This is a genomic window from Amycolatopsis sp. NPDC000009, assembly GCF_055563465.1.
In genome coordinates, this window is record NZ_JBVHDI010000005.1 from 454,283 (window position 1) to 476,405 (window position 22,123).

Annotated in this window: 19 protein-coding genes; 7 read left to right on the top strand and 12 right to left on the bottom strand. The window is 66.8% G+C overall.

Features of this window, described 5'->3' with window-relative positions; genetic code table 11:
* Positions 1-37 precede the first annotated feature (37 nt).
* The 3 genes from ACZ3HL_RS17930 to ACZ3HL_RS17940 are packed head-to-tail and all read right to left on the bottom strand — an operon-like array spanning position 38 to position 2,237.
* Complete coding sequence (locus ACZ3HL_RS17930; RefSeq protein WP_465532180.1) at positions 38-859, bottom strand: hypothetical protein; 822 nt, start codon at positions 857-859, stop codon at positions 38-40.
* Positions 859-1,152 carry a hypothetical protein gene (locus ACZ3HL_RS17935; protein WP_465532182.1) on the bottom strand — a complete coding sequence of 98 codons (294 nt, stop codon included), beginning with the start codon at positions 1,150-1,152 and terminating at the stop codon, positions 859-861. Before ACZ3HL_RS17935 ends, ACZ3HL_RS17930 begins: the two co-directional genes overlap by 1 nt.
* On the bottom strand, positions 1,149-2,237 hold the full coding sequence (locus ACZ3HL_RS17940; RefSeq protein ID WP_465532184.1) for a hypothetical protein: 1,089 nt from the start codon (positions 2,235-2,237) through the stop codon (positions 1,149-1,151). Before ACZ3HL_RS17940 ends, ACZ3HL_RS17935 begins: the two co-directional genes overlap by 4 nt.
* Positions 2,238-3,204: 967 nt before the next feature.
* Between ACZ3HL_RS17940 and ACZ3HL_RS17945 the strand changes: the two genes are divergently transcribed.
* Positions 3,205-3,636 (top strand): XRE family transcriptional regulator, encoded by a 432-nt coding sequence (locus ACZ3HL_RS17945; RefSeq protein ID WP_465532186.1) that lies wholly within the window; start codon positions 3,205-3,207, stop codon positions 3,634-3,636.
* A 968-nt stretch (positions 3,637-4,604) separates the two neighbouring features.
* Here ACZ3HL_RS17945 and ACZ3HL_RS17950 read toward each other — a convergent pair.
* The gene (locus tag ACZ3HL_RS17950) at positions 4,605-5,939 is read right to left on the bottom strand and encodes a hypothetical protein (protein WP_465532188.1); all 1,335 of its coding nucleotides are present in this window, start codon (positions 5,937-5,939) and stop codon (positions 4,605-4,607) included.
* A 220-nt stretch (positions 5,940-6,159) separates the two neighbouring features.
* Here ACZ3HL_RS17950 and ACZ3HL_RS17955 point away from each other — a divergent pair, with 220 nt between their 5' ends.
* Positions 6,160-7,401, top strand: a complete 1,242-nt coding sequence (locus tag ACZ3HL_RS17955) for a cytochrome P450 family protein (protein ID WP_465532190.1) — start codon at positions 6,160-6,162, stop codon at positions 7,399-7,401.
* A 114-nt stretch (positions 7,402-7,515) separates the two neighbouring features.
* Here ACZ3HL_RS17955 and ACZ3HL_RS17960 read toward each other — a convergent pair whose 3' ends face one another.
* Positions 7,516-8,769 (bottom strand): MAB_1171c family putative transporter, encoded by a 1,254-nt coding sequence (locus ACZ3HL_RS17960; protein ID WP_465532192.1) that lies wholly within the window; start codon positions 8,767-8,769, stop codon positions 7,516-7,518.
* Between the two features lie 417 nt (positions 8,770-9,186).
* Here ACZ3HL_RS17960 and ACZ3HL_RS17965 point away from each other — a divergent pair, with 417 nt between their 5' ends.
* Positions 9,187-11,325 (top strand): tetratricopeptide repeat protein, encoded by a 2,139-nt coding sequence (locus tag ACZ3HL_RS17965; RefSeq protein WP_465532194.1) that lies wholly within the window; start codon positions 9,187-9,189, stop codon positions 11,323-11,325.
* A gap of 12 nt (positions 11,326-11,337) precedes the next feature.
* Here the strand turns inward: ACZ3HL_RS17965 and ACZ3HL_RS17970 are convergent, their stop codons facing one another.
* The 6 genes from ACZ3HL_RS17970 to ACZ3HL_RS17995 all read right to left on the bottom strand — a co-directional run bounded on the left by ACZ3HL_RS17970 (position 11,338) and on the right by ACZ3HL_RS17995 (position 17,187).
* Entirely contained in the window at positions 11,338-11,979 is a 642-nt protein-coding gene (locus ACZ3HL_RS17970) for a class I SAM-dependent methyltransferase (protein WP_465532196.1), read from the bottom strand.
* Positions 11,960-12,961, bottom strand: coding sequence for an ABC transporter permease (locus ACZ3HL_RS17975; protein WP_465532198.1), 1,002 nt, complete (start codon positions 12,959-12,961; stop codon positions 11,960-11,962). The genes ACZ3HL_RS17970 and ACZ3HL_RS17975 overlap by 20 nt, the downstream gene beginning before the upstream one ends.
* On the bottom strand, positions 12,954-14,021 hold the full coding sequence (locus ACZ3HL_RS17980) for an ABC transporter permease (protein ID WP_465532200.1): 1,068 nt from the start codon (positions 14,019-14,021) through the stop codon (positions 12,954-12,956). Before ACZ3HL_RS17980 ends, ACZ3HL_RS17975 begins: the two co-directional genes overlap by 8 nt.
* Entirely contained in the window at positions 14,018-15,484 is a 1,467-nt protein-coding gene (locus ACZ3HL_RS17985; protein ID WP_465532202.1) for an ATP-binding cassette domain-containing protein, read from the bottom strand. The genes ACZ3HL_RS17980 and ACZ3HL_RS17985 overlap by 4 nt, the downstream gene beginning before the upstream one ends.
* On the bottom strand, positions 15,481-16,488 hold the full coding sequence (locus ACZ3HL_RS17990; RefSeq protein ID WP_465532204.1) for a BMP family ABC transporter substrate-binding protein: 1,008 nt from the start codon (positions 16,486-16,488) through the stop codon (positions 15,481-15,483). The genes ACZ3HL_RS17985 and ACZ3HL_RS17990 overlap by 4 nt, the downstream gene beginning before the upstream one ends.
* 141 nt (positions 16,489-16,629) lie before the next feature.
* A complete protein-coding gene (locus tag ACZ3HL_RS17995) occupies positions 16,630-17,187 on the bottom strand; it encodes a hypothetical protein (RefSeq protein ID WP_465532206.1) in 558 nt (185 codons plus the stop codon).
* Between the two features lie 249 nt (positions 17,188-17,436).
* On the opposite strand from ACZ3HL_RS17995, the gene ACZ3HL_RS18000 reads away from it, so the two are divergent.
* Genes ACZ3HL_RS18000 through ACZ3HL_RS18010 form a run of 3 tightly spaced genes read left to right on the top strand, consistent with a single transcriptional unit; the run spans position 17,437 to position 19,669 of the window.
* Positions 17,437-17,895, top strand: a complete 459-nt coding sequence (locus ACZ3HL_RS18000; protein WP_465532243.1) for a helix-turn-helix domain-containing protein — start codon at positions 17,437-17,439, stop codon at positions 17,893-17,895.
* Positions 17,896-17,918: 23 nt separating this feature from the next.
* On the top strand, positions 17,919-18,470 hold the full coding sequence (locus ACZ3HL_RS18005; RefSeq protein ID WP_465532208.1) for a hypothetical protein: 552 nt from the start codon (positions 17,919-17,921) through the stop codon (positions 18,468-18,470).
* Positions 18,471-18,478: 8 nt separating this feature from the next.
* On the top strand, positions 18,479-19,669 hold the full coding sequence (locus ACZ3HL_RS18010; protein ID WP_465532210.1) for an MAB_1171c family putative transporter: 1,191 nt from the start codon (positions 18,479-18,481) through the stop codon (positions 19,667-19,669).
* 50 nt (positions 19,670-19,719) lie between these two features.
* Here ACZ3HL_RS18010 and ACZ3HL_RS18015 read toward each other — a convergent pair whose 3' ends face one another.
* Positions 19,720-20,445: a helix-turn-helix domain-containing protein gene (locus ACZ3HL_RS18015; protein ID WP_465532212.1), complete on the bottom strand. Its 726-nt coding sequence runs from the start codon at positions 20,443-20,445 to the stop codon at positions 19,720-19,722.
* A gap of 846 nt (positions 20,446-21,291) precedes the next feature.
* Here ACZ3HL_RS18015 and ACZ3HL_RS18020 point away from each other — a divergent pair.
* Positions 21,292-22,116 carry an alpha/beta fold hydrolase gene (locus ACZ3HL_RS18020; RefSeq protein ID WP_465532214.1) on the top strand — a complete coding sequence of 275 codons (825 nt, stop codon included), beginning with the start codon at positions 21,292-21,294 and terminating at the stop codon, positions 22,114-22,116.
* Positions 22,117-22,123: the final 7 nt, after the last annotated feature.

Here is a 22,123-nt window from a genome sequence, read left to right on the forward strand (position 1 = left end):
GCAGGCCGCCGATTCCGTCAAAAGGCCACATCCGGTCTCAGCCCCCGCTCAGCTCGCGGTAGCCGGCCTTGACCGCGTCCACGCTGCCCGGCCACGCGCTCGGCGCGGGCGCGGCCAACGCACCGGAGGCGATCCGCCACTGCGAGCCGGACCACCGCATCGCCTGGCAGTCACCGACACCGGCGCTGACGATCTGACCGTTGACTCCCACGGAGAACTGCCCCAGGACACAGACCACCGCGAAGGATCCGTGCGAGGCCACACCCTTGACCTGGCCGTGAGTGATCTCGTAGCTCGCGCTCAGCCCGGGAACGGGCCCCGTGTCGGGCAGCCGCGCCCGCGAGCGCAGGCTGGTAAGCAGCGACACGAGCCCTGTTGACCCGGGATCCGGGGCTCCGGTTTCGGCGATCTCGCGAAAGCCCCGTACGTAGGCCTGCGGGTCGGCGGTCGTCATCGTGGTTTCGTCGAGGGCTTTGAGCTGTCCCAGCGCTCCTTCGGGGGTTCGGGGGAACCCGCCCGGAATCCACTGCCCTGTGGTGACGGAGGCGGTCGGGACGGGTATCGGCGGCCCGGCCGTCGCGGTCGTCATGGGCTGTGGCTGCGCTGCCTGCAGGGGCAGCTGCAGCATCTGCCTCGCGGCAAGCGCGTTCTCCTCCGCTGACGCTCCGTCAGGCATCGCCGCCGGGCCTGAGGCGGCCGGGGTGGCGGACGGGGAGGACGCCGATGGGGCCGTCACGTAGTGCGCCACCACCACCGCCGCGACGCCCCCGATCACGACGAGCGCGGCGATCAAGACGGCGATGAGGGAAAGCCCGGCCCGCTTGCGGACGCGGATATCGGTGGCTGAAGCGTCGGACATCACTTCGCTCCGGCAAAGTAGTTGATCGCTTGCCAACCGATGCCATAGAGAATGCCGCCGCCGATGGCGCACAGCATCATGACCAAGCCGACTTTTCCCGCGCGGTGGTGGTCGATCCAGCGGCCACCGGCCCAGACGACGAGTCCGGCGAAGAAGCCGATCAGCAGGGCGATTCCGGCCGCCCATTTCACGTTGCCGACCACACCGAGGATCTGTTGGGCGCCGGGAGGCTCCAGGGGCGTGGGGTTCGGGATCTGGGCCAGGAACATGGCGGTGTCGAAGTGCTCGATCATGAGCGCCTCCTAGGTCTCGACCGCCTGCTCGTGCCTGCGGTGTCGGGCAGAAGGCCCCAGCGGTGCAGGACCGGCGTGATCGCCTGCCGCAACCGGAAAGGGGTGACCTCGGCGGTGACGCCCGTCGCGGCGAGATCGGGATCGTGTGGCAGGAACACCGTGTCCGCGAGCAGCGTGCTCACTCGGCGCCCAGCTGCTCCGGCCACCCCATCCGGCCAGCGTTTGGCGCCCATCACCACCAGCTGGGCCGGCGCGGTGGCCGCGGCGCAGGAAACCCAGGGGTCGAGGCGGGCCAGCACTTGCTCGGCGTGCAGTAGCGACGGGCGGCTGGGCCGCACCACCAGCAGCGGGCGAGGCTGGGGCGTCCCGCGGCGAAGCCATGCACCAGCGCCGATGAGTGGATGCGCGGTGATCCGCCACGGATCGTGGCCAAGGTCGACGACGGTGGAGTGCAGTTCCTTTGCCGGTGGGCGCCACCATCGCGGCGGCGGGACCATGCCCGGCGCGATGACGGGGAGGCTGGTGTCCAGCTGGGCCAGAACTGCCTGCGCCCGCCAGGAAAACCGGATGTCCACGTTCGGCTGCGGGTGCGCCAGCCAGGGACCTTGCGTGCGGGCCGCGGCAAGAAGACCCGACCGTGGCGGGTCTGCGGGGTCGATCATCAGCACGCGCAGCTGGTGCAGCTGCAGCACGTCAGCCAGCACTGCTGCCAGCGTTGACGCCCCGGCGCCCGGTGACCCGGCGATCACCGGAAGGACCGTTCCGAAGCCGCTCCAATCCACCGGGGTGGCCGTGTCGGGCGGCAAGCCGTGACGCTGGAGTGCTGCGGCCGCGGCGACGGCGGCGGTCATCGCGTGCGCTGCGCCGCCTGACTTATCAGGCTGATCGCTGCCGATCGCCGGGTCGACATGGGTGGTCGCGGCTGCTTCGGTTGCCGCGGAGTGCATTCCCGCTTCCACGGCGGCGTCGATGTCAGCGGAGGGAAGCTGCGGCCACGTTCGCCGGGCGACCAGCGCGAGCTCCGTGACGAGGGTGCGCAGTCCCTCGGGTTCAGTCGGCTCGGCGGTCGGCCCGGCGGGTGGCATCGGTGGTCCACTGGGGGGTGGGGTGGAGCTCACCGGTGTCGGGGAAGCTTTCGTCGTCACCACGACGGTCGACGGTGGGTCACTCAGATCTCGAGGAGCTTCGGCGGCAGGTTCCTTGCTGCTCGGCGATATGACCGCTGCGGCAGAGTAACTCCCAGAATTGGGGTGTGGCGTGATCTCCGCGAGATGGGCTTGGGCGCGGAGGCCGAAGGACGTCGCGTACCGGGCTTCGCCCAGCCCGCTGGGGTGCCGGGGCCGGTTGTTCATGGCGGTCATGTCCTTCTCCTCTCCGAGTACGCCGCTGGCGCTTGTCGCGCTGATCGAAGGCACGCTGAATACGCCCCCGGCCTGCGGGGGCTGTGTTGCCATGGCTTAGGGCGGTTCGGGAATGAGGCGCGACGACGTGAAGGTGATCGAGTTACGGCCCTTGCCGGGTACTCGCAGTGCCCGTCATAGGTGGTGACAAGAGCACGCCATGTCGCCACAGCGATTCGATGCTTCGTCGGTCCGACGCCCGAACCTCACTCGCGCCACCAGAAACGGTCGACTGATCGGACCTCGTACCGACCCGTTCCTGGCCTGCTTCCCGACCGCGCACTATGGTCACGGTCCGGGCCGATGTACGTCGGCGTGCTACCGCTCGTGTGCGTCTAGCTTGCCGGCTTCGGCTGAATGTTCATCTGCCCCCTTTTCTGCGGCATCGACTGGCGTCGATGCCGGCGTATTCCGACCCCTCGACCGGTTGCGGCCTCCCCTAGTCAGGCTCTCCCTGATGGGGTCGAGTTCAGTCGAGCTAGCCCTGAATGGAAATCCCTGTCCATATCAGTTGCTTCTCTGTGCTTTCGAGCATATGCAGCGAGAAGGGATTGTCAACTGAGATGGACAGGGTGGCGTTGTTTCATCTAAGTTTGAAACTAGGGTGGTCGCGAGCCGTCCGAACAACTAGAGACCAGAGAGGCGGGCTGCCGTGGCGGAGGCACCCACACTTGCGGAGACCATCGAGAAGCTCTTCCGAGCGCACACGAAGGTGGACGGTCGTCCCTTGACGTTGAGATACGTAGCGGGCTGGTGCGCGGAGTGGCTGCGTGAACGCGACTTTGCGAAGAGCTTCTCGCCGGAGTACCTGCGTCAACTCAGGAGCGGAGAGGCCACCAATCCAACCAAAGGCCATCTCGAGGCGCTCGCCGCCTTCTTCGACGTGGATCCGGCGATCTTCTACGGATCCAAGAAGGCGCAACAGATCCAAAAGGACCTCGACCTCCTCTTGGTACTCAAGGAGCACGACGTGCGCTCCTTGGCGATGCGCGCAACGGAGCTCACACCGGAAAACCTAGCCGCGGTTCAGAAGCAGATCAGCACACTTCTACAGCAGCAGGCGACCGAATCCGACGACGCCTGATCCGCGACCGCGCAAACGGAATGCCCTGCCAGACACGGCCGATAGTCCTGCAGGGACGACAGCGCCACCCGACGCAGCTGGCACGCTAATCTTGACCAACGAACTGGCGGATTCCAGCAATACCCTCGCCCGGTGCGGTGCCCGGGTGTTCAACGGGACGGTGTCGCCAGCAGACCATTTTGCCTCAGCGGTCCGGTACGTAGCCCCGTCCGCCCGAAGGGTGGCGTGCCCTTGATGCACTGGGGCAACGTTGGCGGCGCGTTCGGGCGCAACTGCGCAGTCGACGGCCCAACAGAGCTGGTTTTAGAACTACCTCCCACCCGAACGGCTCTGCGCAGCCTACTACGCCCTCCCCGGGCGAACGGGCGTTCGAGCCGTGGTCGATCTTTCGCTGAGAGGCAGGGTTACTCCGGACAGTGTCGACGAGTTCGGTCTGCGGTTGGCCGTCGTGCCGCCGCCAGCACCAGCCGACATCGGATCGGTCCGGCTTTGCTTTGGACGAACAGCCTTCGGCGAGATCCGAATTTCGTTGTGGGCCATCGTTCGCCGCGCGATGCTTGTGCACGTGGACATCGACGAGGAGTACCGTCGTCGAGGCACCGTCCGGGCCTGGGTGGCCGCTGCAGGACCCCGCGGCCTCGACTTCGAATCGACGATGGCGCCGATCGCGAGAGATCCGTGTCGGTCGCATTCCAGGCTGGCGTCTGAGTGCGCGAGTCGACGCCGCATGCTCACACCAGATTGCAGCGCGAGTAGCTCCGCCGTGCTCCCCGACGAAAACCGACCGTCGACGACGCGGGAACCGATGCCACGGCGCGGTCCGGGCACCGGTTCCCGCCCACAGGACCTCCGGCACAGGCCGGCCCTCCGGGCCGGTGCACGACGATGTCCCGGCGAGACGCACCTGAGAAGCCCAAACAACCCGCGCCGGGGCGATTCGGACTTCCACGGGCCGTCCGCGGCCGGGATCAGTGCAGCCGGATGCGGTCGAAGGGCCACTGGTGGTGTGGCACGACCGGCGGGCCGCCGTCGGTTCGTTTGGCGTCGGGATCGATCGACTCGGGCCAGGTGTACTGGTCGAGGTTGTAGGCGATTTCAGGCTGTGGGCCTGTGGTGACCGGCGCCCCGCCGAGATCCAGTCGCGGGGTGGCCAGCGTCACCGAGTAGGCCGGCAGCAAGGTCGAAGGGTTGAGGAAGTAGCGCTTCTTGAAACCCTGGTAGGCGCCGATGTTGATGCTGTAGGGCTGATCGAAGGGGCTCTTGCCTGTTTGGGCGAACGCGGCGTTGAGGAACGCTGCGCCTTTCCTGTCGTTCATGCCGTCGGGCTGGGGTACCAGGGTCACGTCGAGCTGGACGTACCTCTTGCCGTCCATGCCGGTGATCGTTTCGGGGTGTGCGACCTGAATGAGGTCGGGCACGTGGTCGAGGTAGGAGATGAACTTGTCGGTCTCCTGCGGGGAGAGCCCGTAGGGAGCCAAGCCATCAGTGACGTGGTTATTGGCCACGACCTTGCCGGGTTTCATCCGGTCCGGGCAGTTGCTCGCCGGAGGATTCTCTACGACCTTCCAGGTGGCGGCCCGGTCACCCGACCGTGCTTGGTGATACGTACCTTCCCGTGCTGATCCAGAGGCCGAGCCGACGCAGCGGAAGATCAGGTAGGTGTCGATCTTGTTGTCGGCGTCGATATCGGCGTCGTCGCGGGTGAACTCCCTGGTGCGCCAGTCGATGGCTGAGCGGATCGCGGAATGGGCCCCGGGATAGGACATCTCGTACTCGTCGATCGAGGGGTACCAGCGGTTGACCAAGTCGGTGACCGGGCGCTCTGCCTGTCGATGGAGCGTGACCCACAATAGCGTCCGGGGATCGATTCCGCCGAGCTGCTGATCGGACAGTTCCGCACCGGAGGGTAGGCCGGGCAGGTCGGTCGGATAGTGCTTGGTTTCACCGGCGGGGATGTTGACGGCGTACCTGATGGGGTCTGTCACAGAACCCGATCCGAGGTCAGCCTCGGCCGGTGTCTTGCCGCTTGCCGACGGCGACATCCACGCGCGAACGGTGATCACGCCACCGAGCGCGACAATGGCGACGACGAAAATCGCGAGCGCGATTTTCAGACGACGGCGTCGTTTCTTCGGCGGCAGCGGCGATGGTGTCTGGGAACCCGGGAAGTGCTGGTATTGCGGCGGGTACGCGGGTGGCGGAAACGACGACGGCATGTCACTGGGAGGTGGCGTGTTTCCCTGCGCCCGGTGATGATTCGGTGGGCCGGGGTTGCCCGGCGGCGGTGGATAGTACCCGTTCATGTCGTCCGTTCCTCCCTGTGGACTGCTTGCTCGTAGATCGACTTCAATTCTTCCTGCTCACGGGCCTGACTGGCGAACTCCTTCGCCGGCCTGTCCCTCACGGCTAGCGACCGTTGACTCTCTTTGCTTGGGCCTTGACCTATTGTGGCGTGTCCTGTCTCGCGGCAGGCTCTACGATCAGGTTCGGCAGTGCATCGACAGGGGAGGAATCGAGTTCGCCGTGGCCGCCGATGACGACATGTTTCATTTCGACGCCCAGTTCTTCAGCGATCCGGATGCGGCCTATGCCGCGTTGCGCGTTGGGAAGCCCGTGCACCGGGCGGTCACGCCAGATGGTTCCCCGGTGTGGCTCGTGACGCGGTACGACGACGTCCGCGCCGCACTCGCGGATCCGCGCCTGTCACTGAACAAGCGCAACGCCGGCGACGGTTACAAGGGTTTCGCGTTGCCGGCGGCGCTGGACGCGAACCTGCTCAACATGGACGCGCCCGACCACACCCGTCTGCGGGCGATCCTCGGGCGCGGGTTCACCCGCGCCCGTGTCGAAGGCCTGCGGCCCCGGATCGGGGAGATCGCAGTCGACTTGCTGGCCGCGCTCCCCGACACCGGGGAGGTGGACCTGATCGAGGCCTTCGCCGCGCCGCTGCCGATCACCGTGATTTGCGAACTGCTCGGGATCTCCGCCGCGGACCGCCCGGATTTTCGGTCTTGGACCGACCAGATGCTCACCGCAGGGCGGCCTGAGGACATCGGGATCGCTGTCACGTCGCTATGGCAATACTTGCTGCGGCTCGCGGCGGCGAAACGCGCCAAGCCGGGCGAGGACCTTATCAGCGCGTTGATCGAAGAACGCGACGTCGGTGATCGCATGTCCGAGGAAGAATTGATCAGTGCGCTGTTCCTCATCCTGGGCGCAGGCTACGAAAATGTGGTGCATCAGATCGGCAACGGGTTCGCCGCCATGTTGACTCGGCCGGAGATCCTCGCGCGCCTTCGCGAGGACCACACACTGCTGCCCTCGACTGCAGACGAGTTGGTGCGGTTCGCGTCCCCGGCGCAGCTGGCGATCCGCCGCTTCCCCACCGTCGATGTCGCTATCGGCGGGGTCACGATCCCCGCCGGGGACACGGTGCTGCTGTCGCTGGCCGCAGCCAACCGCGATCCAGACCGCTTCGCCGCCCCTGACGTTCTCGACCCGAGCCGGGCGGGCAACCCGCACCTCGGATTCGGACACGGGGCGCATTACTGCATCGGCGCGCCGCTGGCACGGATCGAGATCGAGGTCGGCCTCGCCGCACTGCTCGACAGGTACTCCGAGCTGGCTTTGGCGCTCCCCCACAATCAGCTCCAGTGGCGGCAGTCGTTCCGCAACCGGGGCCTCCTCGCTCTTCCCGTCCGCGTCGGATCGCTCCTCTCCGACGGCACTGCCGGTCCACTGTCAAATTCGACAACCGCCAGCTGACCACGAGCCTCTCGCTCCGCAGCACGCCACCGCGGTCAACGCGGTGTGCGAATCGCGCGACCCCGTAGCCCTGGCCGTTCGCGACAATCAGGCAGCCACGACGTGACTGACCCGTCAGGATTGACAGGTGGCCAGCCGGGCGGAGGTCATCGGCCGGGGTCGCAACGTGCGGCGCACGAAGCGCACAGTGCGACTGAATCGGAACGCCACCCCGACCGCCGCGAGATGGCGGGCCTCGTCGAACGGGGTGGCCAGGATCCGGTCGTGGTTGACGTAGTCCACCGCGGGGCCGTCCGTGGACGGGTGTTCCCGCCGGGCGCGGAAGGCATCGAGTCCGGTTGCCAGCGCCGCGGCCTCGAACAATGCGAGGCTGTGCTCGTCGGTGGGTTCCCGCTGCGATCGCTTCGCGGCCACGAGCTGGGCGTCGGGATGGACATAGGGCGCCAGCCGCAGCTGAACATCCCGGATCTCGATCACCCGCCGATACAGCATCGCGGCGCCGCCACAGGTACTGACATCGACCACGACCTCGGGGAAGGCGCGGACCAGCGGCCGCCACAGCGAGGTGATCAGCGCCAGGGCCACGAGGACCCGAAGGTGGGCCACCGGTCGCAGGAGGTGCCACACCGTGCGTGACCGCAGCAGCGGCGGCATCCACTCCGGGAAGGTCACTCCTGATGCGACGAGCCAGGCACACAGCACTGGCAGCACGGTGGCGCCGATCGACGGTGTCCCGATCGGCCAGCCGGTGTGCTGGGCGAGGACGTCGATCGCTCGAGTCAGCAGCCATAGGTATCCGAAGCACAGGCCGAGCTGGGTGACCCGGAATCCAGCTCGCGCGATGATCGTGGTGGAGGGCGCATGGAAGTAGCGTCGCCCCAGCCGGTGGAACGTCACCATTCCCCAGGACAGGTATCCGGCGTAAATGGCCAGGTAGAGATCGATGAGGGGATCGCCGCCGTAGGTGGCGACGAACGCGGTAGTCGGCGCGGTGTTCGCGAGGTCGAGCAGGAACGACATGGCCACCGCGCCCACGAGGAACACTGCGGCGTGGCCGGTGATCCGGCGCTGAGGATGCGGATCACGTCCTGGGGCCATCGTCGAGAGCACGAGCATGCAGTAGGCGGCGCCCATGGCCAGGACGTCTCCGATCAGGCGTGCCAGGTTCGGGACGGCTTCGTAACCTTGTGCCAGCTGGAGCGAGGCGGGCGCGCCGAGCGCCAGCGCGGCACTGAGCAGGAGAAGGCCGAGGATCAGGAATTGGCGGGCGCGTGTCCGGGGCCGTCCCGATCTCCGTGCGGCCAGGTACTTGGTCGCGGCCGCGGCCATCGCCAGCAGTGCTCCGGCGTAGCTCAGGTAGTTACTCACCAGCGGCCTCGCGAGCGTGATCAGCAGTCATGGTGCTCTCCCATCCCCGAGAAGGAAGTCTGCCGTCACGCTGCGTTGCAGGGCTAGTACTTGTTGTTTCAACTTCGATGTAACAAGCGTGGCTGTCGTCGCTGTCTCTGCCGCGCATGGATTCGCATCCGTCTTCGCCCGTGCTTCTGGACGTAAACATTGTTTATTTCCACTCTGACCGGCAACGATGTGTGGCACGATCATGAAAGTCGAGACTGGCGGGAGAGGGGCGGAATGCCGAGGAACTCCGACCGTGCGGCCTCCGGACCTCCTACAGCCGCCGAGCAGTTCGGCAAGGCGCTTCGAACGTTCCGGAAGCTCCGCAGGCTGACCTTGCGCGATTTGGACGCGAAAGGGGTCGGGTACAGCTACAGCATGCTCGGCCGGATGGAGACCGGGAAGCAAAAGCCGACGATGGAGGGCGCGAGGCTCCTCGATCAGGTTTTGGACGCCGGCGGTGCGCTGATTCAGCTGGCGGCCGCGGCCCGGGCCGAGCCCTATGCCGGACTGCCGCCGGCGACCCCGCACTTCGTCGGCCGCGAGGCGGCTCTGGCCGAGCTCACGAAAGCCTTGATCGACGACGCCGCGCCGGACCGATCGACCGTGGCGTTCGTGGTGGGGCCGCCAGGCGTCGGTAAGACCGCGTTGCTGCGTCGCTGGGCCAACAGTCACCAAGAACAATTCGACGCTGTCCTGTACGCGGATTTGCACGGTTTCGGTCCGCGTGCCCCCGCGGAGACTGGGGATATTCTCGAGGCGTTGCTGCGGGGGTTGGGAGTTAGGACGCGGCTCCCTACCGCCGACGACGTGCGGCTGGCGTTGCTGCAAGGGCAATTGCAGGTTTTGGACAGGGCAGGACAGCGGGTGCTCATCGTGCTGGACAATGCCCGCAGTTCCCGGCAGGTCAGCGCGGTCCTGCCGGGAACGAGGAACGTATCCGTCCTGGTCAGTAGCCGAGTCCGGCTGGCCGGACTCGTGATTTCCGCCGACGCCCCGGCGATCCCCCTGGCTTTTATGGCCAAGCCCGACGCTGTCGCGTTGATCCGTAGTTACCTCGGCGATGAGCGGGTGGATGCCGAACCCGACGCTGTCGCCAGGTTGGCCAACCTGTGCGGGACTTTGCCGCTCGCGTTGACGATCGCCGCTGAGCAGGTTGCGGCGAACGAGCGCCTGACGATTCAGCAGCACGCCGATCGTCTCGCCGACCGGGCCTTGGAACTGCAGATCGAGGACGACGAGGATTCGGGTGTCCGTGCTGCCTTCAGCTTCTCCTATGGACAGCTGAGTGCCGCTCTCTCCCGAGTGTTCCGGCTTTGCGGACTGCATCCGGGCCAGGAATTCAGCGCGGCATCGGTCGGTGCGCTGACGGGGCTCCCTGAGACTGAGGCGAACCGGCTGTTGGAACAGCTGGTCGAGTTCTCTCTCGTAGAGCAGGTCGCGTTGCACACGTTCCGGCTGCACGATCTGCTGCGCGTGTATGCCGCTGAAGAGGCAGGTCGTGAAGAATGGGCCGAGGAACGGCGGATCGCGATCGACCGCGTTGTCCACTGGTACCTCTACACCTCTAATGCCGCCTCATGGCTGATCACACCGGAACGACCTGACCATCACATCGTTCTGCCCGCACCACCGGAAAACGTCGAACCGCCTACGTTCACCTCCTTCAGTGAGGCCTACGACTGGTTCCGGCGGGAGCTGCCAACGATCGCTGGCATCGCGGACCTGGCGTTACACAACGATCTGTTGTTCGCGGCGTGGCGAATCCCGGTCGAGTGTTTCGACTTCTACATCCACCATCGCCCTCTCGGCGCGTGGATTGACGGGCACGAATGCGCCTACACGGCTGCCGAGCGAGCAGGCGAGCCGTTGCAGATCGCGCAGGCGGCGGAGGAACTGGCGGAGGGCTACCTTCGCCGCGGCAGTCCGCAGGACCTCGACCGCGCCTGGAAGCTCAACGAACGCGCTATCGAGGTCTGTGAGAACCTGGCACCGAACAGATTCGTCGCGTTCGCCTATGTCGAAATGGGAAACATCCTGTTCGAGCGGGGACGGTACGCCGAGTCAGCGCAGCTGTGCGAACAGGCCGTCCAGGCGGCGCAAGCCGCCGGCGCGTTCATCGGGGAAACTCTCTCGCGGACGCATCTGGGTGCCGCCTACCGCGAACTCTCACAATTCGACCGCGCGATCGAGCACGGCACCCGCGCTTTCGACATGCTCGTGGAGGCCGACGATCAGCACGGCGTGGCGTTCGCGGCCGTGCCGTTGGCCCGAACCCACCGGCTAGCCGGCAACCTCGATGCTGCCCTGGGATACTGCGAACAGGCACTGGAGAGCTACACCGCGACCAGCGATCCGCAGGGATACGCGGAAGCGCTCGGCGAGAAAGCGCTCACGCTCGCTCAGCGCGGCGAGGTCAGCGACGCGACCGGAATCTTCCGCAGCGCGATGTACAGGCTCCGAGACCTCGACCTGCGCAAGGCCGGCGCGCTCGAAGCCGATTGGTACAAACTCCTGCCTGAAAGCTGAGGCGGGTTGTGTTCACGACGCGAGGGACTTCCGCGCGGTGAAGTAGACTTGCGGCTCGGGATGTGCCCTGTCACTGGCCGGGATGAATTCCACCTGCACCTCACGCACGACCTGCAATCCCGTGTCCTCAATCCGTTTCCGCAGAACCGGTATGGGATAGCTGAAGGTCTGCACCCAATGGCCCATCCATTCGCCGACCCTACCGGGGTTGTCCCTAGGGACGGTCGCCAGAACGAAGTAGCCGCCCGGAGCGAGCCACTGGGCGAACCGGGAGATCATCGCGTCTTGGTCCGTGCGTGGTAGCTGCAGCATCGAGAAGAACACCAGAATCGCATCCCATGTGCCTTCGCTGAACTCGAGGTCGCGCATGTCCGCCAGTTCGAACGTCGCTGCGGGCACACGCGACCGGGACAGTTCGATCATGGTCTCGGACACGTCATACCCGGTCACGTCATGGCCAGCCTCCGCGCAGGTCAGCGCCACCAGTGCGCCGGTTCCTGATCCGACGTCGAGAATCTTCGACCGTGACGGCAGTAGAGGTAGCAGGTGCTCGAGCGTGGCCCCGAGGGCGGGCTGGTGACCGAAAGCGTCCTCGTAGGCCTGTCCCAGGGCGTTGTAGAGCTGGGCGGCGGTCTCAGGAATCGGGTCTGCCATGAGGGGCACCTTTCGGATGGGGAGGGGATTCGCGTGTGTCCGACGTGGGGACGCCGGGGACAGGTGACAGGGCAGAGCCGGGGCTGATCCTCCTGGCGCTGCCGCGAAGCTGCCAGCGAGCGTGCGCGCAGAGCACGACCAACGCCGTGAGGTACGGCAGCAAGTGATAGACCTCGGTGGCAAGACCGAGGTCGCGGGTCTGTGCGAGCAACGCCAGCCCGTCCATGACAGCGAACAGCGCGGCGCCTGCGACCACACCGCCGGGTGTCTGGCGGCCGATGATCACAACCGCTAGAACAAGGAACCCTCGCCCGCCGGTCATCAGCGGGGTGAACGTGCCGATCGTGCTGACCGCCAACACCGTGCCCGCGACCCCGGCGAGCCCTCCGGCGATCAGCGCGGCCACCAGCCGGTAGCGGCCGACCGCGATCCCGCGCTGCACGGCGATGTCGTGATCTGCCGCAGCCCGCATCCGCAGACCAGCTCTCGTGGACCTGAGTGTCCATGCCGCCACGATCGCTACGGCGATCGCCAGCCACAAGCCGACGCTCAATTCCCGCAGCGGCGGCCCGACCACTGGCAGGTGCGCCAGGCCTGGTACCGGCATCGTCGGCAGGAGCGGAGCGGAGATGTTCGTCCTACCGGCCGGGGCGATGATCTCGAAGGCATATGTGGAGACACCGGCGCCGACGATCGACATAGCGATGCCGGTCAGGACAATGTCCACACCGAGCGCCACGCTAACCGCGTACACCAGGCCGCCCGCGACACCGGCCGCGAGACCGGTCAGCAGCCCGATCCACGGTCCGGCCGCCGCCGAACCGAGCACTCCCGCGAGAGCCCCGACCAGCATGATCCCGTCGATGCCCAAGTTGAACCCGGCCCCGCTGCGTTCGAGGACCATTTCGCCGAGCCCGGCCAGGATCAGCGGAGCTGCCGCGATGAATGCGGCGCCGAGCAGCAACGTCAGAAACTCAGCCATCGGAGGCCCTCCGCCGTGCGCGGTGCCGCTGGGTCAGCGCGAGCGCCAGGGCCACCGCGAGCAGCAGGACCCCTTGCGTCACTTGACCGATCGACGAGGGCGTCGATGGGGAGAGCAGTTGGATCCCGCTTGCGCCGGTGGTCAGTGACGCCATGATCAATCCGGCGGCGACGATCGGAACCGGTCGGCTGGCGCCGATCACCGCGACGACCAGACCGGTGAAGCCGATGCCGCCGGCTACTCCGGGGGTGAGATTCCCGTCGACCCCGGCCACCTGCATCCAGCCCGCGAGCCCGGCGGCCGCTCCGGAGACCGCGCCGGTGCCCAGGATCGCTCGCGCCGGTGTCACGTCGAGCCGCCCTGCTAGCCAGCGGTTCTCGGCGAATACGTCCAGGGCTCTCGCGGTCCGGGTGCGATGCCACCAGACACCGGCGAGAACGAGCAGAGCCACCACGATGACTCCGGCGGTGAGTCTGCCCGCCGTCGGCAGGAGCGGGATCTGCGATGGCCCGGGCAGTTCCGCGCTGCGCGGAGTCGAGTGGCCTTCGGGGTCCCGCATGCTCGTCCGCAGAAGGTAGGTCAGCAGATGGAGCGCGATGTAGTTGGCCATCAGCGCGGTGAGGATCTCGCTGACCCGCCAGCGCAGCAGAGGGATCGCGGGGATCATCGCCCACGACGCGCCGCCGACCGCGCCTGCCAGCGCGCCGAAGGGCAACGCCAGCGCCATCGGCAGGTGTCCCAAGGGGGACAGCGCAACGGCCGTCGCCGTGATCGCCCCGACGATCACCTGCCCTTCGGCACCGACGACGATGACCCCCGCCCGCAGCGCCGGGGTCGCCCCGAGCGCGATGAGGACCAGCGGAGCGGCGTAGGCGAGTGTCTGGCTGATCGCGTAGGGGGTGCCGACCGCACCGTAGGCCCAGCCGGACACGGCGACCGCGAGATCGCCGCCCGTGACGGCGAGGATCCCGGCCACCACGGCGAAGCCACCGAGCACGCACGCTGCCCCGATGCCATAAAGCCGGGACCGGCCGGTCACCGGCATACGCAGCCGTGTCATGCCGTGCCGTCCTCATCGGGACGGACGTCGACCAGACGGTGCACGGCGTCGTCGTAGTCGGCTGCGGTGTGCTCGCCGACGATGCGGCCATCGCGCAGCACCAGGACACGGTCGGCTAGCGTGCGCGCTTCTTCATGGTCGGCGGAGAGCAGCAGAACCGCGGCACCCGCCGCGGCGGTGGCGAGGATCAGTTCGCAACTCTGTTGCGCGGCGCGCAGATCCAGTCCCTGGGTTGGCGCGTGCACGACCGCGACTGCGGGCGCGGCGTCGAGCTCTCGGCCCATCACGAGTTTCTGGGCATTTCCGCCTGAGAGCGCGTCAGCGGACAGATCCGGGTCCGGTGGCCGGACGTCGAAGCGGGCGAGCAGGTCCCGGGCGAACTCGTCGACGGCGTTCTGGCGCACCATGCCGAAGCGGGTGAAGCGCCGGTCCCGCAGGCGCGGCAGCACTGCCGACCATTTCAGCGGCAGACTGGGCAGGAGCGCGTCGGCGCGCCGCTCGGGAATGTAGGCGACGGTTCCGGTGACGCGGCGGGTGCCGCGCTCGGGCTGGATGACCGCGGCGGCGGCCTCGGCGAGTGCGCGCTGGCCGCTGCCCGCAGTTCCGGTGACGGCCACGATTTCCCGGGGCCGCACGCTCAGGTTGATGTCCCGGACCGGCGCGAGATCGTCGGTCGCGGCCCATACCCCGTCGAGGACTAGCGCGGGTTCGGCATCGTCGCCGATCGGCGGCCGGGACGGTGGCGTGCTGGAGGGCAGCTCGCCGACCATCGCCCGAGCCAAGGACAGGTCGTCGACGTCGGCGACCTGTCCGGACCAGGACACCGTGCCGTGCGAGAGCACTGTCGCGGCGTCGGCGACCGCACGTACCTCGTGCAGGTGATGAGTGATCAGGACAACGGTGATGCCGTCGTGCGCGAACTCGCGCAGCTTGACGTGCAAGCCGTGGATCTCGTCGGCGTCGAGCACGGATGTGGGTTCGTCCAGCAACAGGATCCGGGCGCCTTGTGCGACGGCGAGAGCCAGTTCGCCGAGTTGCTGCTGAGCGCGGCCCAGCCGTCTCACCGGGGTGGTCATGTCGATGGGAAGTGCGGCGGATGTGGCCGCGGCTTCCAGGACTTCGCGGACGTGGCGGCGCCGGATCAGCTGACGTGGCTGGGTCAGTGCGAGGTTCTCGAGCAGCGTGAGCTCGCCAATCAGGCTGCCGTTTTGCGGGATCAGTCCGATTCCTTGCTCGATGGCCGAGTCTCGTGTCCGTAACCGGATCGGGTTCCCGTCCAGTTCGACGGTCCCGGTGTCCGGTTGGTCGAGACCTGCCAGGATCTTGATCGCCGTGGATTTGCCGGCGCCGTTCTCTCCTAGCACGGCGTGCACCCCAGGTCCGAAGTCCAGGTCCACCCCCAGCAGAGCCTGGACGGTACCGAACCTGCGGGACACGCCGCGCAGGGAAAGAACCGGGTTCACGACCCGATCTTGATCTTGCCGTCGGCGATCTGCTGGGCGAGATCCTGCGCCCGAGCCTGGAGGTCGACCGGAAGCGCCGGAGTCGCCTCGACCTTGGTGAGTTCGTCAAGCACCAGGGAACGGTTCCCGATCGTGCTCGTCGAGGTCTGGCCACCGAACGTGCCGTTCTTGACCCGGTCGACGATCTGGCGTAGCAGCGGGAGCATGTCAAGCTTCGCTCGGCCGATGTTGACTTTCTTGGTCTCGGCACTGGCGGTCGATGCCATGCCGACGGTGGCCACGTTGCGAGCCGCTGCGGCCGAGGCGATGCCCGGAGAGAAGCCCTCGCTGTTGGTGGCGATCATGCGTGCCCCGCTGCCGATCTGCGCTGTCGCGGCCTGATTGGCCAGTAGCGCGTCTTCCCAGCTGCCGATGAAGACGGGCTCCCGGACCTCGGCGGTCGGTTGAACGGCCTTTACCCCGAGCGCGAAGCCTTCCCACTTCTTTTTCTGCGCGGGCAACGGCTTTCCGTCGATGATGCCGATCGGGGACAGCTGTGCGTGCCCGGCGATCCACCCCAGCAAGTAGCCGTAGGAGAGGTTGTCGTAGGTCCAGGTCTCCACATTCGGGGAGGTCTTCTGTTTGTCGCTGGAGTCGCCCGTGACGAGGAACTTTGTCTTGGCGTACTTCGAGTCCGCGCTGATCTTGTACATCGATGCGGAGAACGTCGCCGACCAACCGATCACCAGGTCGTAGCCCTCAGCGGCGAACTGCTGAAAATAGCTCTCGGCCTTGCGTTCATCAGCTCCAGGCCGGACCTGGGCCTCGATCTTGCCTTCCTTGGCCAGCTGATCCACCGCGGAAGCCCCAGCCTGGTTGAAGCCACCATCATTAGGTAGGCCTCCCAAAACGATCGCCACACGGGGGACCCCCGTGTCGGTGCCCGAGTCCGAAGCACCGCATCCAGCGGCTGACGCCGCCACCAGAAGAGCCCCCACTACAGCCGCCACTGCTTTGAATCGCATGCCTTTTGATCTCCCCACCTGACAGTGCCATCAGACTGTGCCATCTCTGGCCGTGTTTCACCGAAACCCGAAACAAGCCGCCGGCGGCCGATCCCGCGGCGGTGCTCGGAGAACTCTTGACGAAGCCAACGCCCAGTGGCGTCAGGAACAGGACACGCCGCCGCGGCGCCTCGGGACGTCGAACAGCGCCGCGAGCCCGTCGGGGAATTCCTCATCGACCCGCTGGTCAGGCAGCTGGACGTGCACGGTCCGGGCCTGCGCCATCGTCGCGAAGTATTCGGCCTCACGCTCCTGCGTGTCCTCATAGGTCGTGCGTGCGCGAAGCCTCGCGACCAGATCTGGATGCAAGTCGGGGATCAGCTGGCGGACTGTGCGTTCAAACTCATAGTTGCGCGGTGGTTCCGGGCCGTCAGCATTCGACAGGTGCAACAGCACGTGACCCAGCTCATGGTTGGTGATATGCGTGCGGTGTAGCTTCGAGGTGTTGCGCGGGCACAGAATCGTGTAAGTGGTGGCTGTTTCCAGCACCATGCCGAACGGCATCAAGCCAGAAAGCTCGGCGGGCCGGACGATGACTTTCCGGCCGGTCTTCGCACTGGTCGCATCCAGCAGATCCTCGGTGCTGAACCGGTCGGGCAGGTTCAGCGATCCCAGCGCCGCATGGCATTTTGCCTCGATGCGTCGTGTCTCGGCATTCACTACAGCAACCTCCCCATTGCCATAGGACGGCGTTCTCCCGCGTGCATGGTGGCAACGTGCGAGAAACGCCGCTGATGAGCGAGTCCTGCTCTCGGATAGCGTCTGCGGCCCCGTCCGCGATGTGACGCCCCGTGAAGAGTTCCCGCGATTCCCGTTATGTTGGGCGACGATAGCCCGGACAGGTCGTATTGTGCAACGAACTGCCGATTGTGCAGTACACTGCACATCACCGTGGGGGGAGTGATCGCGATGTCCGAATCAGCAACAGATGCGCTGCTGGAGACAGTGAAATCCGACGTCGGCCGCCGGTTGAAATACGCCCGGACACATCACCCGAATGGCCGCCTCAGGACCCAGGCCGCGCTCTCCGAAGCGACAGGCGTGTCCCGGCGCGCCCTCGGTGAAATCGAGGCGGGGACCGCAAACCCAAGCCTGGACACCCTGGTCAAGCTCGCCGCCGGACTCGGTGTCGAACGCGTGGCCTACCTGCTCGACGAAGCGGTGTTCGACCAGGTCAACAGCGAGTTCGGCACCCTAAGGCAGAACCTCGAAGTCAAGGAAAAACTCGGCGTGTCCTCGGTCGTCTTCCGTGCGGATTCGGAGCCCCCGTCCCCCCAGGACATGGGCGGCATTTTGCAGCAGCTACAGAAATGGGTGACCGCGGCGCAAAATGCCAACAACCACGACGGCGGCTCCCCCCGGCCGTGACGGATTTCTATCGCTGGAGAGTCATGAAGCACGACACCGGGGCAGGCGCCGCAGAAGACGACCTGCGCGAAGACGCACGGCAGCGACTGGCGCGCCTACGGTTGCCGAGGTTCACGAAGATCCGTCTGCCCGAGCTGTGCGAGCGGGTGGGTGAGGCGCGAGGACGCGAGACCCGGCTCGTGCCGATGGAATTGCCCGACCAGGTCACCGGGATGTGGCTGTCGACCACGGCCGGCGTCGACTACATCGCGTTCGAGAAGCGGGCGGCGCCCGACCATCAGGCGGCCATCGTCCGGCACGAACTCGCACACGCCATTTATGAGCACCAAGCAGGCCCGGTCATCGACCTCACCGCGATCAAGACACTGTGGCCCTCGCTCAGCCCGAGCATGGTCCAGGGCGTACTCGGCCGAGACCATTCGGACTCGCCCGCGGAGTGGCAGGCCGAGTACCTCGGAACCATGCTCGCGAGCCGGACGCGCTGGACAGCGGACTTGACGCGCCGGATCAGCGGCGACCAGGAAATCCTCGACCTCGCCGCACGACTGTCCGCACTGTTCGCGCCACGGAGCTGACCAACCCAGTGACCACCATCGTGTACCCGCTGTGCGCGGGAATCGCCTTCCTCGCCCTGCTCTACCGCATCCGCAAGGCCGTCGCGGTCCCGAATCTCGCCAACATCGGGCTCTGCGGGATCTTCTTCTTCATCGTTCTCGGGTGGGGGCTGGTCACGCCGTGGCTGTGGCATCCCATCGCGGAGACCTTCGGGATCAGCTCACTCGGGGGCCTCCTGGCGCAGATTTCGGTGATCGCGATCATCGGCTGTAACACCGTCGTCCTCCTGCACTATGGCTACGACCGCATGGAAGCCTGGCGCCGGGTGACGCCACGGCTCGCCCTGGTCGCCGCCGTCGTGATCGCCATGGTGGTGCTGTTCAACGCCACCTACACCGATGACCGCGCCGGATTCGCCGTTTCCCGCGCCATCTCCTCCCCCGCGTACCTCGCCGTGTACATCACGGCGTTCGCCGTCGGGCAGTACGACGTCCGCCGCCTCGCGCGGCGCGCGATTCGCGCCGCGCCGACCATGTGGGTCCGGCGCGCATTCCGGGTCATCATCGCCGCGACGTTGCTGCAGCTGATCTACATCTTCGGCCGCGTCGCGGACATCCTCGCCCCGCTGCTGTTCGGTATCTCCGGTGCGGCGTGGGAACCGATCACGGTCGCCGCGCTCGGTGTGGGGTCGATCCTGTACACCGTCGGATGGTTCCTGCCCGACCTGGGCCCTCACCTCTCGGCGGCGTGGGTATTACTGAGGCGGCGGTCGTTCGAACGCAAGCTGGCGGGATTGCATGCCAGGCTCGTGACGGCCGTTCCCCAGGTCGCCCGGGAGCTCTCCGAGCGGGACACCGGCGACGGCACAGCCTTCCGGATCACCAGGTACCTGGTGGAGAACCGGGACGCGCAACGGTCCCTCACGGCCTGGATGAACCCCGCTGCGACCGCGGCCGCCACGCGTATCGTCGATGCCGAACGTTTGAGCCCGGAAAAGCGGGCAGCGGCGATCGAGGCCGCGCAACTGCGGGGCGCGATCGCCGCCAAGACCAACGGGTTCCCCGCCGGACCACTGGATCCCGACAGCCGGATCGCGGAACCGGACGGCAGAGCCGAGGAAATCCTGTTCCAGCTCAGAGTAGCTCGCGCGTTCAGCACTCCCCTGGTCGGCAAAGCCACCCACGCCATGATCAACGACGCGGGCTCGCGCCGGCACTGAGCCACGAACGCCGAGACCGCGCGCACCGCCATGACATCCAGATCGCGCCGTCAAGCCTTGGACTCGTTACCTTGCTTCCGTAGCGCGCCGACGTAGGCCCGGATCTCCGTGGCCAGCTGCAGCATGTCCTGAGGGGACATTGCTTGCCCCGGGTTAGGCTGCCGGAACGCGGCAGCGAAGTCTCCTCCGACCTCCCGCAGCTCCTGCAACGCGCTGAGCAATGCGTCCTGAGCTTCCAGCTTCTGCTGGTCGGCACGTGACTTCTCGTCATCGAAGAAGAAGGCCGGCGAAACCTCGAAGAACGCGGCCAAGGCTTCGATCTTGTCCTTCGCCAGGCCGTTCGGCTCACGATCGTTGAGCAACTGGCCGATGTACTCCGCTCGGCAACTCCGTCCGGTGTAGCGACGAACGTGCTCCGCGATCTCCTCCTGTGTCAATGGCTTGCCCCGCTCCTGGCCGTACTGATATCGCAGGTGCTGCAGCCTCTGCCCGAACGTGCCCTGCGGATCCCCGCGGTCCTCCAGATCGGCGAGCGTCTTCCCGAACTGCGTCAGGATCGCCTCCAGCCGCTCCGGATCGGGATGCCGGACGGGCTGCCCGGTGAACAACTTCTCGATGTATGTCTCGCCGCACTGCCGCCCGGTGGCACGAGTGACGCCTGTGGCTATGTCCTCGAAGGACAGCATCTGGTTACCCAGCCCCCGCTGAGTCCAGTGGAGGTACCGCAATTTTTGCGCGAGGTTGCCGCGCGGATCGCCTCGATCCTCGTCCGCCACCGTGTCTCAGCTCCAGCCGTCACATCCGGTACCTCACGGCATCGGACCTTCATCCCCAGTAGCAGGCCACCGCAGCATCGCGAGTGGTGTCTGCAGCTGCAGATCCTAACCGAATCGCGGTCATCGGAGAAAGTTGTGTCGACTTCGCCTGAAACAATCCCCGGTCCCGATCAGGCCTCTACCTGCACTTTTACCTTGGTTCGCGCTCAAGTTTGCCAATTTTTTGTCAACACGACGGCGGTCCGCCAGGTAGTGGATCCGCGTTTCAGTTGACTTTCCTACCCGCTTCCCTATGCTCGTCATGTCGAAACCGAACTGGAACGCGAATCTCCTACTTGCAGCGGGATGGTATCGCTGTTCCGAACGGCAACGACGCAGGTCAGCCGCCTGTGGGGAGGGATCATGGAAGGGGGGAGAGTCCGATGAGCGTGCAGATGGGGATCACGCGTCAGGTGGCCGAGTCGACAGCGCCCGACCGTGACGTGCTCGTCGGTCCCCGCGGGTGTAGCGCCCGCCGGTACCAGCCCATGACCACGGCAGACCTGAGCGCCGGTTTCACCAACCCGGCGGTCAACGCGCTGGTCCGGGCGCCATTCCCGGCGCCTGGACCAGCCGCACCGGATGAACCATCGTGCCGCCCGGATGTACCTCCGCGGCACGTGCCCGGCGGGCGCCGCCGTCTTCGACTGCGGTAGCGCCCGCCACCAACGAGATCGAGTACCCCCTTCCCCGCGGGTGCGCGGTGGCGACATCGCCGCACACCCACGCCGGCTCGATCGACTTGACCGCCGCCCGGCAATGACCGGCCGCGGCTAGTGGACGGCCAGCGTTACGAAGGGGAAAGGCATGCGCTCGAATCTGATCGACAGGCGGATTGTGACCAGCGCGGACGGCACGCCGATCATGGTCCACCGTGTCGGGGTCGGCCCCGACGTCGTCCTCGTGCACGGCGGAATGGACAGCTCGGTGAGCTGGCTGCCGGTCGCGTCCTCGCTCGCCCGCCGGGGATATCGGTGCTGGTTGCCGCAACGGCGGCGGGCCGACGCCGGTGAGGGCTACTCACTGGATCGGGAGATCGATGACCTGGCCGTGGTACTCGAACTGGTCGACGGGGCCGCGCGGATCGTTGGGCACTCCTATGGTGCCCTGATCGCCCTCCGTGCACTTCTGCGCACCCCGGTGCTGCCAATCGCGGCCGCCGTGCTCTACGAGCCGCCGCTGACTGCGGGCGGGCCGATCGTCGGTGACCTGCTCGCCCCGATATCCGCCGCCGCTGCGGGCGGAGATCACGCCGCCGCGTTGCTCATGTACCTGCGCGACGTCGCCGGCCTCACTCCCGAAGCCGCCCAACGCCAGGCCGGGAACGCCTGGCTGCAGAGCCAGGTTCCGGCGCTATTGCCGGAAATCAAGGCCGCCGACCGTCTCGTGTGGACACCGGACACCTACGCCGCGATCGCCGTGCCGACGATGTTGCTGCTCGGCGAGCGCTCAGCTACGCACCCCAATCGCGACTCCACCCTCGCGCTCGCGCAGACCATTCCGGCCAGCCGGGTGGTGCGCATGCGGCGGCACGGACACCTGGCTCATCGCCGGGATCCGTCCTATGTCGCCGGCCTGATCCGCTCCTATCTCTCCGATCACGCGCATCCCGATGCCACGGGAGCGGCGTGACCACAGC